Source organism: Chryseobacterium aurantiacum, assembly GCF_003020585.1.
Classification (GTDB): Bacteria; Bacteroidota; Bacteroidia; order Flavobacteriales; family Weeksellaceae; genus Chryseobacterium; species Chryseobacterium aurantiacum.
Genome location: NZ_PXUE01000005.1, coordinates 258,595 through 273,709, shown reverse-complemented (window position 1 = coordinate 273,709; position 15,115 = coordinate 258,595). Strand labels below are relative to the sequence as shown.

The window sequence follows — 15,115 nt, the reverse complement described above, 5'->3', positions numbered from 1 at the left end:
CTACTAAGTTAAGTGTCTTCGGTAGACATTCTAAAAATACACCGCGGGATGGAGCAGTAGGTAGCTCGTCGGGCTCATAACCCGAAGGTCATCGGTTCGAGTCCGGTTCCCGCTACTAAATGAGAGAAGCAATTCAATATTGCTTCTCTTTTTTTTGTCTTGTCATTAACATAGTAAACTACTCACTCTGAAAATCCAGATCTTTTTCTTCTTTGCAAGGCTATGCTTTCTCATAAAATCATAAAAAAAGCTCCCGTAGATTTTGCAGATAACACAGCGATTTTTCAACTGTGAGATTTTAAAAATCTACGAGAGGATTAGTTTTTATTAAAAAAATCAATAAAACCTATTTTTTCTTTGTCGCTGTTACTGAATAAACCATAGGAATTTTATTATCCAAATGTTCTATTCTATATTTTTTAGGCTCGAATTCAATGGTTTTATTGAAACAGTTGTAAGGAGAGTAGTCAAATTCATCCAGATTGTTGATTTCAAGGCCATTTTTAATCAGGCTATTGATAACCTCGCTTAAACCATGATTCCACATGACATAGGATTGAGTTATTTCTGCATTTCTGTCTGCATAGGTCCCGCTTTCTGTTTCAACAATGGCACCCGAGTTGAAGTATCTGTAACCTATTGTTTCAAAGTTGTCATCAAACATCCATACAACAGGGTGGAACTCTACAAATATAAACTGTCCCCCCGGCTTCAAAAATTGTGAAATAACTTTTGCCCACTTATCCAGATCCGGTAGCCATCCAATTGTTCCGTAACTGGTATAAACAATATCAAATTGTTGATCTAAATGATTGGGAAGATCGTAAATATCACAACAAACGAAGTTGGTATTGGATTGGGTATCAAGGGCGAGTTGTCTGGCACTTTCAATGGCTTTATCTGATAAATCAACACCGGTGGCATCTGCTCCTAGTCTACTCAATGAAATAGTATCTTGGCCGAAATGGCATTGTAAATGTAAAACAGATTTCCCTTTGAGGTCTCCTAAAAGGTTCAATTCAATGTCGTTTAATGAGCTATTTCCGTTTAAGAATCCCTTAAGATCATAAAATTCTGATTTTAAGTGGCTTTCTGTTCTGTTATTCCAGGAATTCCGATTGATTTCCAGGTAATTATTCTCTGAATTCATTGTATTAGTTTTAAAAGTCAACAATATACGTAAATTCTGATAGTCAAATGTTTTTTATAGTCTTTCCAGCTTTTATATTTTTCTCTCATGCAATGTCCACAGGGACGATAGCCACTTTGCAGAGCTTCTTTTTCGTTCATGAATAAAACCCTGTTTTCCCTTTTCATTCTTTTTCCGGAAGTGCAGCAGAGTAAGCCGTAAATTTTTAACTTTTGATTTCCTCCGAAGCCAATTTCCTGCTTTCGGATTTTACTTCTTAACTCAGTATCTGATACTTGAGAATGTTGTATCATTTTTTGTGGGTAAATTGGTTACTTTAAATTATCTAGCTTAATTGATTGCATCATGAAAAATAATTCCTAATGCATAGCGTTTTCCTGTTTTTACTTCACTTACCCCATGCTTCATATTCACTCTGTAATATCCTTTGGTTCCTTTTTCAGGTTTAAAATTAGTTGTAAAAATGAGTACGTCTCCTTTTTTAGGTTTCAAAACTATAGCTTTAGACTGGGCTCTGGGAATCTGCTGGGTAAGGACAAACTCTCCTCCTGTAAATTCTTCATCCGGTTCGCTGAGCATTAATACGATTTGAATAGGAAAATAATGATCTCCATATAAATCCTGATGCAATGTATTAAAACCGCCATCTTCATATTTTAGGATTAAAACAGTGGCCTTTTGCTGGCCATGAGAATGACATTCCTGAAGAAATTTCTTGTGTTCCAACGGAAATTGAGTATCAATATTCAGGGCATTAAACCATGAGTTAGCAATGGGTGCCAGATGTGGATAGATATGGGTTCGTATGGTCTGAATCAGTTCTGGTAAAGGGTAATTGAAATATTTATATTCACCCAAGCCAAAACGATGCCGAGCCATCACAACCGTTTTTCGAAAAAGATTTGCTTTACTGTAACTGGAAATTAATTCATGGCATTGGTTTTCTGATAGCAATTGAGGTATTATGGCATACCCGTTTTGATGCATTGTTTCTGTAATGTACTGCCAGTCTGTATTTTCAATTTTATGGATTATATCTGTCATTGATTTTATTGTTAGATCACAAAGTTCCCAACTTATAAAGTGGTATAAAATCCAAAACGTGCGGTTTTTTCTATTTGTGGGATAGATTGAATACAGAGTGCGATCTTCTGGACTATACATATAACTTTAATCTGGATGATAATGATAGTCCTGTTTAAAGATACTTTTGCACTGTTAAACAAATAAATATAACGATGAATTACACAATTAAAAAAGCAAGTCTTGAGGATCTTAATGCAACCGCAGAATTGTTCAATCTTTATCGAATTTTTTATAGACAGGAATCAGATATTGAAAGAGGAAAGGCCTTTCTTAAAGAAAGATTTTTAAACAGTGAGTCTGATATTTTTCTTGTCTGGGTTGAAGATAAAGCGGTAGGGTTTGTACAACTTTACAAATTGTTCCATTATACGAAGCTGCAAAAGCAATGGTTGTTGAGTGACTTATTTGTACATCCTGACTATAGAGGAAAGGGACTTTCTGTAGCCTTAATTGATCGTAGCAAGATGTGGTGTGAAGAAACAGGTGCTTGCGGGCTGATGTTGGAAACAGAAAAAACCAATGATATTGGAAATGCATTATATCCTCGTTGTGGATTTGAGTATGACGGATTGCACAATTATTACCATTGGTGGAAATAAATAAAACAGGGGCGAGGAAAGAGAATGCAATGAGTACCGGTAAGTTTGTAGAAGCCATTTTTGTACAAAACCGGTATTTCCTTAAGAGTTATTATTTCTTCAACAATAAATTATTCTTATTTCCGGCCTCTGTCTTTACGAATCACAAGAGGGATATTAGTAGTATTACTTCTACAATTGCTTTTATTTAATTCTACAATGATTCTCTTTAAAGGCAGGCGGCATAGCCCTATTTTTGTACAGCTTTACAGGTCATGGGTAGGACAGTTGATCCTGTAAAGCTTATGCAAAATTATCTCCGCCCTATTTTCTACTTTTTCCCCAGGTTTTATGATTAGTACCACAAAACTGCTTTTGGGCGGAGGTTCTTTTGCTCTAAATAAAAAGAGAACTGCATTTGCAGTTCTCTTTTTTATATTTTTAAAAGTATAATGACTTCAATATTATTGAGCTATTTGAGCATAAGGAGCAAGTTTATTTTCCTCAGACATGGTTTGCTCTAAAAACTCTCTTTTCTGGTCTATCTTCATTCTTCCTGCAGCATCATTGGCATTGAAGTAAGCTTCATTCAATTTTGTAGTGATATCAGCGGGCTTAAATTCAAATTTTGTATCTCCTTCTACCCCTAAATACCCATTCTTTCTTGTAAGATTAGAAATATAGTTGCCATAATTAATGAATGTATTTCTTAGGTATTGAGTATGATATTCCATACATTTTTTAGCTTTCTTCGAAGAGTTGTTCAGGATACAGTTCTTCATGTTGTTTCTGTAAAGAAACCATTCAGATTCCAAGATGCCATATTCTTTTCCTAGGGCAATTTTTCCGTTGGTAACGATGTTATTGTCACTTTCTTTTGTAGCAATGGCCTGAAGATGTTGAATTACTAATGGAACTGTAGCTTCGATTTTTGATTTTGTATCCTTTAATATACTAAGGTCTGCAGCTGGTGATTTTTTCTTTTGTGCTGTCGTAACGTTAAAAATAAGCAGTAGTAGTACAATCAATAAATTATATCTTTTCATGAGAAATTTTTAAAGCACTAAAATAAATATAATTTCCCGGTTAAAACACATTCATTTTAATTTTCTTTAATAAAATTTAACAAATCTATAATGTAAATTGTTCATCGTTGTATAAATGATGTTTTTACACTTGTTTTTGAAGTGATTTTTTTATAAAATTTCTTAATAATAAATAAAATTCATGATAAAAATATTTTTATAAGGAGTTTAAAAATTAAAAATGAAGATCATTTGGGGTATCCTATTTATAATAGTAGAAGGCAATCAAATCTACAATATTTTAAAAATGCGGATTTATACTACTATAATTGGAGTTAAAAGATGGCTATGGAATTAATTTCCCCTCAGCATTTTCCTGTATTCTATTAAAACAGGGGAATTCTATTGAATTATGCTTTGTTCTGCAGATGATTTTTTTCATACGAACAGAGTATAATGCACTTTTGTTTTGAATTTTATAACTGAAAGTGAGTTATTTATGGGCTTGCGTTAATTTTACTTATTAATTCTATTTAGAACAGTTAAAAATAAAAAGACCTTTTCCTTTGGAGATTGATAAGGAACCTTTAATTTTGCTATTTATAATAATTATAAATAATGAAATTTTATCAACGTATTTTTATTTTTCTCATTTTTACACTTTCAATTTCCCTCACCCAAGCACAAAATGGTGATTTTTCGGTTCAGGGAGTTGTTCAAGATCACACAAATAGAGGACTAAGTGGAGTAAATATTTTTGTTGAAAACACAAAAATTAAAGCACAAACCGATCAAAACGGAAATTTCAGGATGAGTTACAAGAACGGTGAGGCCACATTGGTCTTCAGTTTGGGTGGCTACAAAAAATTCAGAAAGAAAGTAAACTTCGGTAGTGAAGTAACTCCATTAAGTATTCAGCTAGTGGAAGATCAGGCGGCTGTAGAAGAGGTTATAGTACACGGCAAAGGAAAAGTGAAAGCACTGCAAGACGGTGCTTTTACTGTTAATGCTATAGATGTAGCTAAATTGGCGAATACAACGGCCGATCTTAATCAGGTTCTGAACAGAACCACGGGAATTAAAGTCCGCCAACAAGGGGGTGTAGGTTCCGATTATAACTTCTCTATCAACGGTATGTCTGGTAAAGCCGTGAAATTCTTTATCGATGGTGTTCCTTTGGAAATGCTTGGGAAAGGAGTAGACCTGAGTACATTACCTGTGAATATGGCGGATAGGGTAGAGATTTATAAAGGTGTTGTTCCTATTCATCTAAGTACTGATGCGATGGGGGGAGCTGTGAATATTATTACTCCCGGAAGCAGCAAGAGCTATTTGGATGCCGGTATAAGTGTGGGATCTTTCAATACACAGCGTATTAATCTGAATGGACAGTTTAAAGATGATAAAACAGGGCTGATCATGCGCGTTAACAGTTTTTATAACCATTCGGATAACGACTATCTGATGAAAGATATGAAAATCTGGAACCCTGCCCGAAACCAATATGAGCCAAGAAATGTAAAGCGTTTTAATGACAGATATCAATCTGTTTTCGGCATGGCTGAAATTGGATTAGAAAACAAAGGCTGGGCAGATTCTTTTTTTGTAGGAATGTCACAATCGTTTTTTGACAAACAGATACAAACGGGTTCTAATCAGGAAGTTGTGTATGGTGGGGTAAAGCAAACTGGAGAAGCTAATAATTACTTTATGAAGTATAAAAAAGCAAATCTCTTCAATGGTCACCTGGATGTAAATGTGTATGCCGGTTTCTCTAAAAGTGTTCAGAAAGCAACGGATACTCTTATGCGTAAATATAGCTGGGATGGTACTTTCGAGCCTTCCGCTACTAGTGAAAAAGGGGGTAGAAGTATAATAATGCAACACGAAGATCGCCTTTACTCACAGGTTGGAGCGACTTATAGAATTGTTGAAAATCATAAACTTATCTTCAACTATGTGATTGATTATCTTAAGAATACTACATTCAATAAACTTGAAGAGGAGAAAGATGATGTATTTCCTGCGAAGATGACCAAGCAGATCTTGTCTATGGCTTATCAACAGGACTTTTTCAATAAGCACTGGACTAATGTTTTCTTTGCGAAATACTACCATGTAGGCCTTCAAAAAATGGTTTTCGATCCGGTGACCAGAACCGATAGTCCGGAAAAAGAAGATTTTAATAACTGGGGGTACGGTTTTGCTACCACTGTAAAAATTACAAGAGGACTGGGTGTAAAAGGATCATTTGAACGTTCTTATCGCTTGGTGGAGCCACAGGAAATCTTCGGAGATGGGGTTGCTGTAACCAGTAATATGAACCTGAAGCCTGAAACCAGCAATAATGTAAACGTAGGTTTGTACTATAACCATCACTGGGGGCAACATGCTTTCCGCGTAGAAGCGGCAGGGTATATCCGTGATACGAAAGATTTTATCTATACTGTTCCTAATTTGTACAACAGTACTTTCAAATATGAAAACCTTTCCAATATCTTAACCCGCGGTTTGGAGGGAGAATTGAGTTATCAATACAAAAGGCTCCTGAATGTTTTGATAAATGTGAGCTACAACAAAGCCTACGACAATACAAAATTTGCCAATAACAGTGAGGATGTAGTTTCAGCAACTTACAAAAAAGATGTTCCTAACCAGCCTTGGTTATTCGGGAATTTGAATGTTAGCATTGGTAAAGATGACTGGTTTCAGAAAGAGAGCCGCGTAGAACTTTACTACGGCCTGCAGATGACTGAATGGTTCTACAAAAACTGGAAATCCTATGGAAATCCAGGAAATATTCCATTCATTCCAAGACAGACCCTGCACAATATTGGTATAAGTTATTCTATGAAGAACGGAAGGTATAATGTGGCGTTCGATGTCAATAACCTTACTGATGCATTGGCATATGACAATTTCAAACTTCAGAAGCAAGGACGTGCTTTCTATGTAAAATTCAGATATCTATTTAAGTAAAAGATTATGACACAATATTTCAGAAACAGTATATTTTTAATACTTGCATGTTTAACCATCATTGGTTGTGAGCGCGAGCCAGACTCCGGAAGTTCAGAAAGCGGTGAAAAAGACTATAAGTATTTTCTGCTTTCCGCTTTAGGGAGCTGGCCCAATACCGTACATTATATGACGGCTACCAACGACCTTACAAAAGGCGAAATGGATATTACCAAAGAAGGAGACGAAATTAACTCTAAAGGGACCTATTCCTACATTGTAAAAAATGGTTTTATCTATAACTATAAAACTGATCAGGGAGTTTTCAAAAAATTTAAATATACAAGAGATCGGCTGACTACTGTAAAGGAAGTCCCATTTACTTATATTAGTGATATTTCCAGCTATGTATGGATAGATGATAATACCCTGGTTATTGTTGGAGAGACAGGCGATGGACAACACATAAGGTATACTATTTTCAATGCTTCAGACCTTAGTATTATCCGTCAGGGAGAAATTGAAGGATTTCAGCCTTTCCCGAATGCTTATAATTTTTACTCGCTGGGAGCCATGACTTATATGGATGGACAAATCTATTTGCAGTTTAGCTTCCGTGATGGAAAATGGCTCACTCCGGAATACTACAACTTTGCTGTAATAGATTATCAAACTTTCAAAGTGAAAAACTCCATAACCGATACTCGAAGCTCAGGAGTAGCCAATGGTTCACCTTATTTCAAGACTACTTTTACAAAAGATAAAGAAGCCTTTTATTATACCTGCTTCCCACGTGTAGGAGCGGGATCCAGTAAAATTTATCTTTTCAGAGCGCTTAAAGGTGCAACTTCGCCGGATACAGGATATCAGATCAACCTTACCGATCTGGTAGGAGGTAAGCCTTTGGAAACAGTAATCGAATATATTGGGAACAATAAAATGGTAGTTCTGTATCGTGATCCCGCACTAGGCAATACCTATAATGGACGCTATGCTATTATAGACATCGAAACCAAACAATTGGTTAGGGTATTAGATGAACTGCCGGGTGATGAACCGTATGAACAAGGCATGTTTGTTCAGGATAAAAAGTTATACATTGCTGTAAATACCAATAAAGAGGGTAATTATGTATGGATCTATGATCTGCAAACGGACAAGGTAACCAAAGGGATGAAGCTTCCAAAGAATATTTCTGGCTTTGCCCGTTTCGATAAGTTCTATGACTAATTATAGTAAATCAATTTAGTAAAAAATATAGAATATTAACTTGATTAAAAAGCTGTACTCAAAATTATTGAGTACAGCTTTTTAATTTATACCTGATCATCTTTGCAAGGCCGCCCACAAAAAATGGCCGGATGTTCCTTCCGACCATTCAAAGCTATGTGATAGCCTTATTTCTATACTTTAATATTTAAAGCTTATAATTGAATGATAGCGTTACAACACGGCTATCCAGATTGTATTTTTGTCGGATTGTTGAGCTGAAGTTATCTCCCGTTACACGGTAATTATTGGTTTTTAATAAGTCCGTTACTGCTAGTTTTACTGTGGCTTTGTCTTTCCATAGCGTTTTAGAAACCCCTAATGTCAGGTCAAAGTAAGCATCACGAATAAATAATCCAATATTAGATTTTGAAAAATACTGTGCATTAGCCTCTGCTTTCACTCCTTTGGCAATACTGAAACTGTTTTGTGCATTCAGTGTAAATGCCAGCTGTGAACTGTTTACCGAGTAATTCTGGTAATTCCCTTTATATTCATTGTTGAATACATTAAGCATGGAAGTAAGCGACCAAAAGTTGAAAAGCTTTGTAGTAGCCGTTATGTTGGCACCATATACATAAGATTTATTCAGGTTATCCTGGGTCTTTACAAGAATTCCTGTATCCGGCTGATAGTTGTATACTTCCGTCATTACATCGTTTGTTACACTAAAATAAGCCGATGCTATAATATATTTCCCCCATGTATAGCCCAATTCTGTTGCGTGGGTAAACTCAGGATTCAGATTCGGATTTCCTTGCCAATAGTTAAAGGGGTCATCATAAAAACGGAACGGGTTCAGATCAAAGTGGCTGGGTCTGTTGATTCTTTTACTGTAGGAAGCATAAAATCCATGCTGATCGCTCACCTGATATTTAATTGACGCACTCGGGAACAGGTTGGTGTAATCCCTTTTTCGCTGCTCCTGAGAAGTTTTCTGGTTAATGTCCGTATGGGTCATTTCTGCTCTCAATCCCAATTGGAATGTCCATTTTGTCAGATTCAGCTTATAATTGGTATATAATGCATGAATTTGCTCTTTGTATACATATTCATTACTTGCTTTATCATCATTTATCCAGTCTTCACCCTGCTGTATAAAATACTCCGATGGATTGTTGTTAGACTTTATCGTGGACTTCAAACCTGTTTCAAGACTGTGCATCTCACTAAAAGGAAGAGTGAAATCTACTTTAGCATTAAAAACTTTCAGACGGGAAGCAATGCTGCCCCTTCTGTTGTTAAATTTTTCCGTTCCCTGATTTACCAATGCATTTGAAAGCTGATTCTGATGGGAACTGAAACGCGAAGTCTCATATTCCAGATCTACATCTACCTTATAATCCTTATCATTGAAGATGTGGGTACCTTTCAGGTTATAGGTGTAATCGTACCAGTTCTCTTTGCTTTTGTTGTCTGAAAGCACGTGGGCAAACAGATTGTCTACAGGTTGGAATATTCTGTTTTCACCACTTGAAAAATCTTCATATCGCCCTATTTTAGCATCAAATAAAGCACCAATAGTCGTTTTATCACTCAAAGCATAATCTGCCCCGAACTTAAAATTGTTAGAGGTTAAGGGCTCATTGGTTATTGAATTCTGATCTGTTCTCCTCGTCATTTGTTGAGGTTGCTTTTCATCAAAAAAGATCTGACTAAAATTTCGTCTTTCTTCCTCGCCACGGAAAGTATAGCTGTAATCTCCGTGCAGGGATAGTTTCTTATGGGTATAGTTCAGGCTTAGTCCGGTATTAACTCTGTTTTTACGGCCTCTTCCGCCATTCAGATAATAGTTACCGCTAAGTCCCTCCGAAGAACTCTTTTTAAGCACAATATTAATAATTCCGGCATTTCCTGCAGCATCATATTTGGAAGATGGATTAGCAATAATTTCAATATTCTTCACCAGTGTAGAGTTGGTAGAGCGCAATAGATTGGCCAGTTCTTTAGTAGACAGGGAACTCAGCTTACCGTTAATCATTACACTTACTCCTTTTTTACCACGCAGGGATAGTTCGCCTTCCTGCGAAACCACTACACCAGGCGTTTTGCCCAGTAATTCCAGTACAGTAGTACCATCGGATAATACACTATTTTCTACATTAAAAATCATTTTGTCGGCTTTCTGCTGAAAAACCGCTTTATTACCTTTTACTACAATGCCGCTAATCTCTGAAATTTTTTCTGTCTGCAAAGAGTCGTTCGGGCTTTCCATTTGCCCGTAGGCATTCAGACTTGCCATTAAAGGTAACCATATATAGTGTTTCTTCATGATAATGGATTTAGGTTGTTGTTTTCTTTTTATTTCTTCGGCCCCACCAGATCATAAATCCGGTTACCGGCAGCGAGGCACAGAATAGACTCATTATAAATGCCAGTATTTTTCCGGGCATTCCGAAGAAAGCCCCTACGTGCAAATCATAGGTAGCGTCTGTAGCTCTTTCAGCCATAGGTTTATCTTTATGCAGACGGTTAAACAAAAGCTTCCCTGAATGCTCATCAAAAATCATCATGGAAGACTCTGCATATGTGAATTCTTTTTCCTTGATCCAGATGCTTAAATTATCGTGTTGATGATCTGCTTCAGCATGATCTTCCAAATCAATTCCAAACGAATATGCTTTCGGGTAATGAATTTTTACCTCTTCTATAATGCGGTCTATAGTTGTTGCCGTTTCTACAGATTCAGGGGCAGTTGTCTTATACTGACTGTAATCGGGAGTCGCTGAAGAAAACCCATTAAGTAATGCATATAGCCACACCTGGGTAATACGAAACGAATACATGATGCCGGTAATGGCTACAATAATGGCAAGAAAAGAGCTGTAAAAACCAAGAATATTGTGTACATCGTAGTTCTTGCGTCGCCAGCCTTTTACTTTCTCCCAACGGAACCATAGGCGCTGGTCACGCATCTTTTTATTCTTTGGCCACCACAGGATAATTCCGGTAATCAGCATTATCACAAAGATGATAGTAGATACTCCTACAATGGTACCCCCGATTTTATTACTCAATAGCAATGAACGGTGAAGGGTCATGCAGATAAAGAAAGGATTGTTTTTTACATCGTATATCGCGATTATCTTTCCTGTATATGGGTTTACATAAACATTTTTGTAAATAATAAACGTATTGAAGTGATTCCACCCATCCCGGTTGCTTTTAAGCAGCGTGAATTGGTAAGAGCGCGCAGGGTCTATAGGAATCGTAACTTCCTCCGTTTTTACGGTTTCATTTTTTAGTTGGGCATTAACCAGGTCCTTCAACTTGCGTATAGGAATAGGTTTCTTATGTTGAATATCTTTCTCTCCATGAAACGTATGTTCCTTGCGCAATGCAGCGGTAATGTCTTCATTGAAAACAAAAAATGCACCTGATAAAGAAACAATTAAGACAATGATACCAGAAAGGAGCCCGAGCCACAAATGAGCTTTCAGAATATATTTTTTGAAAGTACCCTTGGACTTCTTTTTATCAATTTGTCTCATTTTATTGTTATTTAGTCTTATTAAAAATAGATAAGCTGCAAATATAACTTTATTTATAATAATTCTAAACACTGTGAGCGCTTTATTTTAGCTGAAAAACCTGATTTTTATTAGGATTTATAGGAATTGATGTTTTATAGAGATCAAGAAGTAAGACAAAAAAGGATGTTAGACCTGAGCCTTATAGCCCCATTCTTTGTAGAAGTTTTAAAATCCTTTATTGGGAATTGTGTTTTTTTCTATTGATTAACCAGTTAATAATTTATCTTATTAATGAATTTTTAAATTTATTTAATTGATTTTCAATTATTTGTGTTTAAATTACTTCTTATCACTAAAAAAATAGTTGTTTGATTCAAATTTATTTCTACATTTGTATAACTAATTTCTTAGTGATATAGGATTTCATGGGTTATATGTCACTATAATGATAAATGGACAAGATATGAAACATCAAACTTTAACAAAGGCAGAGGAACAGGTAATGCAGTATCTATGGAAATTGGAAAAAGGATTTCTTAAGGATATTCTTGACCTTTTCCCCGAACCGAAACCACATACCAATACCGTTTCTACCATTTTAAAGGTATTGAAGGACAAGGAGTTTGTAGACTATGATGTACATGGAAGACAGCATGAATATTTTCCGTTGGTTACCAAAGAGCAGTACTCCGGAAAAACGATGAAAAGTCTTGTGAAAAATTATTTTAAAGGCTCTTATAAAAGTGCTGTTTCATTTTTGGTGGAAAAAAATGAAATGACAGTAGAAGATCTTGAAATGCTGCTAGACGAACTTAAAAAGAAAAACTAATAATTATGGAAGCAATACTTTTATACTTTGGAAAAGTAATTTTATGCTCAGGTGTAATGTTTTTGTACTATCAGTTGTCTTTAAAAGACAAGACATTCCATCATTATAACAGATTTTATCTGCTGGCGGCCATTTTAATATCATTATTACTGCCGCTTATCAAAGTAGAAGATTTTACGATAGAAGTAAATAGTGATATGTATATGCTTCTTGATAAAATTCAGAATTTTAAAACAGAAAAAAAATTAGACCATGGTAACCTTTATTTTAGCATTATTTTTTCAGCTCTGGGACTGGTTTCTCTCTATTTTTTAGGGAAGCTGCTCTACGGGATCTTTAAGATTCAGCAGTTTAAAGCACAGTTTCAGAAAGAAAGTTTTGACGGGATCAATTTTTACCGTACAAACCTCACCGAAGCTCCGTTTTCTTACTTTAAAAACCTTTTCTGGAAGAATACCATCACACTGGATTCTGACATTGGAAAGCAAATTTTAAAGCACGAAATGGTACATATTGAACAGAAACATTCATTTGATAAAATTATTATTGAAGTCACTACAGCTGTTTTCTGGTTCAATCCGTTCTTTCATATCATTAAAAGAGAAATTAATTTAATCCATGAATATCAGGCTGATAAAAAAGCCGTAAAGAATTCGGACACCAAAGCATTTGCGCAGATGCTTTTAGCAAGCCACTTTTCCGGAACACAGTTGGCTGTTGCCAGTCCGTTTCTAAGTTCAAACCTTAAAAAAAGACTTAAAATGTTACAAAAACCAAAAACCAAATTCGGGTATGCGCATAGAATCCTAGCGTTGCCGGTTCTATTTTCCGTAGCTTTTGCTTATTTGGTAAATGCTAAAAACAGAGAAATTCAAGAAACCAATCTTTCTATTAAAAAAGTAGTTTCAGAAATTAAAAAAGATACTGTAAAAGAGAAAATAGAAAAAAAGGAAATTACGGAGCCTACACCAAATTCATCTGGAAGTAATGAAAGGCTGGCTGAACTCGAAAAAAAATTAAATGAAAAGGAAAATGAACTGAGTAATTTGAGCCCTGACAGCGAAGCATTTGACAAAAAAGTTGAGGAGATAAGTTCTCTGGCATCAGAGATAGGAAATATTGCCGCGTCTATAGAAGTTGACGAGTATTTCAATTCTGCTGAATGGAAGAATCAAATGAAAGAGCTTGAAAATCTGAATCCTCTTGATAAAAAAGAACTTCGAAAAATTAAAAGAGAAGCAGCGAAAGCAGGTAGAGAAGCAGCAAAAGCGGCAAAAGAAGCCAGTAAGATTGGAATAGAAGCCGGAAGAATAGGGAGAGAAGCTGCTGAACAGGCCCGAAAAGATGGAGAGCTTGCAAGAATAGCCGGTGAAGAAGCCAGAATAAATGGTGAAGCCGCAAGAAAAGCTGGTGAAGAGGCTAGAAAAATGGGAGAGAAAGTAAGAATAAAAGCACAAAAAGTAGCCACTTTAGTTGTTGGAAAAAATTTTAGAGAAGTTAATTTAACAAAAGCAGGAACCTCACCTAATGTAATGGTTTTGCAGGCAGATTTCATTAAAAAAGACGGAAATGGAAACATTGCCATGAATGGAATCAAGAAATATAATTTGAACGGCTTTGATGAAGCTAAGTTCTTTGTAGACGGAAGAGAGGTTTCCAAAGAAGAGTTTCATATTATAAAACCCGAAAACATCTCAAGTATGAGTGTCACTAAGGAAAATAAAACGACAGGTACTGAGAGCGAAATAAGAATTCAGACCAAAAAATAAAGTTCCAATCAGCTTTGTCAATATAATGTTGAAATCATATTGACAAAGCTTTTCAAATATTAATTAAAAACACAGTCAAAATGATGAAAAACAATTTTTTAATTTTACTTTTTCTTGGTCTATTGGCTAATGCACAAGTTAACAGATTCTTTTATGATTATAGATATATCTCTGACTCTACCAACAAAGCAGAAGTGAAAAGTGATATTATGCTTTTGGATATCGATAAAAATGGATCTAAATACTATAGCCGCGAAAAGTTTGTGTCAGATTCAACAACAAAAGCCGATATCGCCAAACAGATAAAATCTGGATTGGGGGGCAGTATTAGTATCAAAAAAAAGATAAAACCAGGAATGATATCTTCAAGTGTTACTAAAAAATACCCGGACTATAGCGTTTCTTTTTCTGAAAACATTGGCAATACAGCTTATAAAATGCCGGAAGATCAAAAACCTGAATGGAAAATTCTTCCTGAAAAACAAAAAATAGGAGACTATAATACTCAAAAAGCAACTACCAATTTTGGAGGCAGAAGCTGGACGGCATGGTTTTCTACGGATATCCCATTTCAGGATGGTCCCTATAAATTTTATGGACTGCCAGGGCTTATTATTAAAATTGAAGATAAAACAGGTTCCCATATCATGACCTTAATTGGTAACAAGAAATCGGAAGCTGCCTCAGCAGAAGATCTTCAAATCCCAGGTCTTACTACAATAGGTTTAGGAGGTAAAGAAATTGAGATAAGTAAAAAGCAGTTTAAAAAAGCCTGGAAAGACTATCTTATAGATCCTACAAAGGATATGAAACAAACGATGGGTACTCTTCCTGCCGGAGCTATCATGCAGATGAAAAATCAGGATGGTAAGAGTATGGATTTGAATGAAATGTATAAAGGGATTACAGAAAGAGCCAAAGAAGAACAGTTAAGAAATAACAATAAAATAGAACCAGATCTATATAAATAGCAGTTTC

At 35.6% G+C, this 15,115-nt stretch carries 12 protein-coding genes and 1 tRNA gene; 7 read left to right on the top strand and 6 right to left on the bottom strand.

Going from position 1 to position 15,115, the window contains the following annotated elements; translation table 11 throughout:
- Positions 1-42: 42 nt before the first annotated feature.
- A tRNA-Met gene (locus C7D53_RS17390) sits at positions 43-115 on the top strand.
- Positions 116-346: 231 nt separating this feature from the next.
- On the opposite strand, the gene C7D53_RS17385 is transcribed toward C7D53_RS17390, so the two are convergent.
- Genes C7D53_RS17385 through C7D53_RS17375 form a run of 3 tightly spaced genes read right to left on the bottom strand, consistent with a single transcriptional unit; the run spans position 347 to position 2,194 of the window.
- Entirely contained in the window at positions 347-1,150 is an 804-nt protein-coding gene (locus C7D53_RS17385; protein ID WP_106917673.1) for a class I SAM-dependent methyltransferase, read from the bottom strand.
- A 17-nt stretch (positions 1,151-1,167) separates the two neighbouring features.
- The gene (locus C7D53_RS17380) at positions 1,168-1,443 is read right to left on the bottom strand and encodes an Ada metal-binding domain-containing protein (protein WP_106917672.1); all 276 of its coding nucleotides are present in this window, start codon (positions 1,441-1,443) and stop codon (positions 1,168-1,170) included.
- Positions 1,444-1,480: 37 nt separating this feature from the next.
- Positions 1,481-2,194 carry a 2OG-Fe(II) oxygenase gene (locus tag C7D53_RS17375; protein WP_106917671.1) on the bottom strand — a complete coding sequence of 238 codons (714 nt, stop codon included), beginning with the start codon at positions 2,192-2,194 and terminating at the stop codon, positions 1,481-1,483.
- A gap of 194 nt (positions 2,195-2,388) precedes the next feature.
- Here C7D53_RS17375 and C7D53_RS17370 point away from each other — a divergent pair, with 194 nt between their 5' ends.
- The gene (locus tag C7D53_RS17370; RefSeq protein WP_106917670.1) at positions 2,389-2,835 is read left to right on the top strand and encodes a GNAT family N-acetyltransferase; all 447 of its coding nucleotides are present in this window, start codon (positions 2,389-2,391) and stop codon (positions 2,833-2,835) included.
- Between the two features lie 443 nt (positions 2,836-3,278).
- On the opposite strand, the gene C7D53_RS17365 is transcribed toward C7D53_RS17370, so the two are convergent.
- Positions 3,279-3,860, bottom strand: coding sequence for a hypothetical protein (locus C7D53_RS17365; protein WP_106917669.1), 582 nt, complete (start codon positions 3,858-3,860; stop codon positions 3,279-3,281).
- Between the two features lie 597 nt (positions 3,861-4,457).
- On the opposite strand from C7D53_RS17365, the gene C7D53_RS17360 reads away from it, so the two are divergent.
- Together C7D53_RS17360 and C7D53_RS17355 are read left to right on the top strand one after the other, a co-directional pair.
- Entirely contained in the window at positions 4,458-6,818 is a 2,361-nt protein-coding gene (locus tag C7D53_RS17360; protein WP_106917668.1) for a TonB-dependent receptor, read from the top strand.
- 6 nt (positions 6,819-6,824) lie between these two features.
- Positions 6,825-8,027, top strand: coding sequence for a YncE family protein (locus C7D53_RS17355; protein ID WP_106917667.1), 1,203 nt, complete (start codon positions 6,825-6,827; stop codon positions 8,025-8,027).
- A gap of 187 nt (positions 8,028-8,214) precedes the next feature.
- On the opposite strand, the gene C7D53_RS17350 is transcribed toward C7D53_RS17355, so the two are convergent.
- Positions 8,215-10,338 carry a TonB-dependent receptor domain-containing protein gene (locus C7D53_RS17350; protein ID WP_106917666.1) on the bottom strand — a complete coding sequence of 708 codons (2,124 nt, stop codon included), beginning with the start codon at positions 10,336-10,338 and terminating at the stop codon, positions 8,215-8,217.
- Positions 10,339-10,348: 10 nt separating this feature from the next.
- Positions 10,349-11,557: a PepSY-associated TM helix domain-containing protein gene (locus C7D53_RS17345; RefSeq protein WP_106917665.1), complete on the bottom strand. Its 1,209-nt coding sequence runs from the start codon at positions 11,555-11,557 to the stop codon at positions 10,349-10,351.
- 445 nt (positions 11,558-12,002) lie between these two features.
- Between C7D53_RS17345 and C7D53_RS17340 the strand changes: the two genes are divergently transcribed.
- The 3 genes from C7D53_RS17340 (at position 12,003) to C7D53_RS17330 (ending at position 15,108) form a co-directional block, all read left to right on the top strand.
- Positions 12,003-12,368: a BlaI/MecI/CopY family transcriptional regulator gene (locus C7D53_RS17340; RefSeq protein ID WP_106917688.1), complete on the top strand. Its 366-nt coding sequence runs from the start codon at positions 12,003-12,005 to the stop codon at positions 12,366-12,368.
- A 5-nt stretch (positions 12,369-12,373) separates the two neighbouring features.
- Positions 12,374-14,137 carry a M56 family metallopeptidase gene (locus C7D53_RS17335; protein WP_106917664.1) on the top strand — a complete coding sequence of 588 codons (1,764 nt, stop codon included), beginning with the start codon at positions 12,374-12,376 and terminating at the stop codon, positions 14,135-14,137.
- A gap of 80 nt (positions 14,138-14,217) precedes the next feature.
- Positions 14,218-15,108 carry a GLPGLI family protein gene (locus C7D53_RS17330; protein WP_228422409.1) on the top strand — a complete coding sequence of 297 codons (891 nt, stop codon included), beginning with the start codon at positions 14,218-14,220 and terminating at the stop codon, positions 15,106-15,108.
- Positions 15,109-15,115: the final 7 nt, after the last annotated feature.

What these genes read in the sequence shown, in the direction of transcription:
- C7D53_RS17385 (WP_106917673.1), bottom strand. Translation starts at nt 1,150, where the DNA reads ATGAATTCAGAGAATAATTACCTGGAAATCAATCGGAATTCCTGGAAT.
- C7D53_RS17380 (WP_106917672.1), bottom strand. Translation starts at nt 1,443, where the DNA reads ATGATACAACATTCTCAAGTATCAGATACTGAGTTAAGAAGTAAAATC.
- C7D53_RS17375 (WP_106917671.1), bottom strand. Translation starts at nt 2,194, where the DNA reads ATGACAGATATAATCCATAAAATTGAAAATACAGACTGGCAGTACATT.
- C7D53_RS17370 (WP_106917670.1), top strand. Translation starts at nt 2,389, where the DNA reads ATGAATTACACAATTAAAAAAGCAAGTCTTGAGGATCTTAATGCAACC.
- C7D53_RS17365 (WP_106917669.1), bottom strand. Translation starts at nt 3,860, where the DNA reads ATGAAAAGATATAATTTATTGATTGTACTACTACTGCTTATTTTTAAC.
- C7D53_RS17360 (WP_106917668.1), top strand. Translation starts at nt 4,458, where the DNA reads ATGAAATTTTATCAACGTATTTTTATTTTTCTCATTTTTACACTTTCA.
- C7D53_RS17355 (WP_106917667.1), top strand. Translation starts at nt 6,825, where the DNA reads ATGACACAATATTTCAGAAACAGTATATTTTTAATACTTGCATGTTTA.
- C7D53_RS17350 (WP_106917666.1), bottom strand. Translation starts at nt 10,338, where the DNA reads ATGAAGAAACACTATATATGGTTACCTTTAATGGCAAGTCTGAATGCC.
- C7D53_RS17345 (WP_106917665.1), bottom strand. Translation starts at nt 11,557, where the DNA reads ATGAGACAAATTGATAAAAAGAAGTCCAAGGGTACTTTCAAAAAATAT.
- C7D53_RS17340 (WP_106917688.1), top strand. Translation starts at nt 12,003, where the DNA reads ATGAAACATCAAACTTTAACAAAGGCAGAGGAACAGGTAATGCAGTAT.
- C7D53_RS17335 (WP_106917664.1), top strand. Translation starts at nt 12,374, where the DNA reads ATGGAAGCAATACTTTTATACTTTGGAAAAGTAATTTTATGCTCAGGT.
- C7D53_RS17330 (WP_228422409.1), top strand. Translation starts at nt 14,218, where the DNA reads ATGATGAAAAACAATTTTTTAATTTTACTTTTTCTTGGTCTATTGGCT.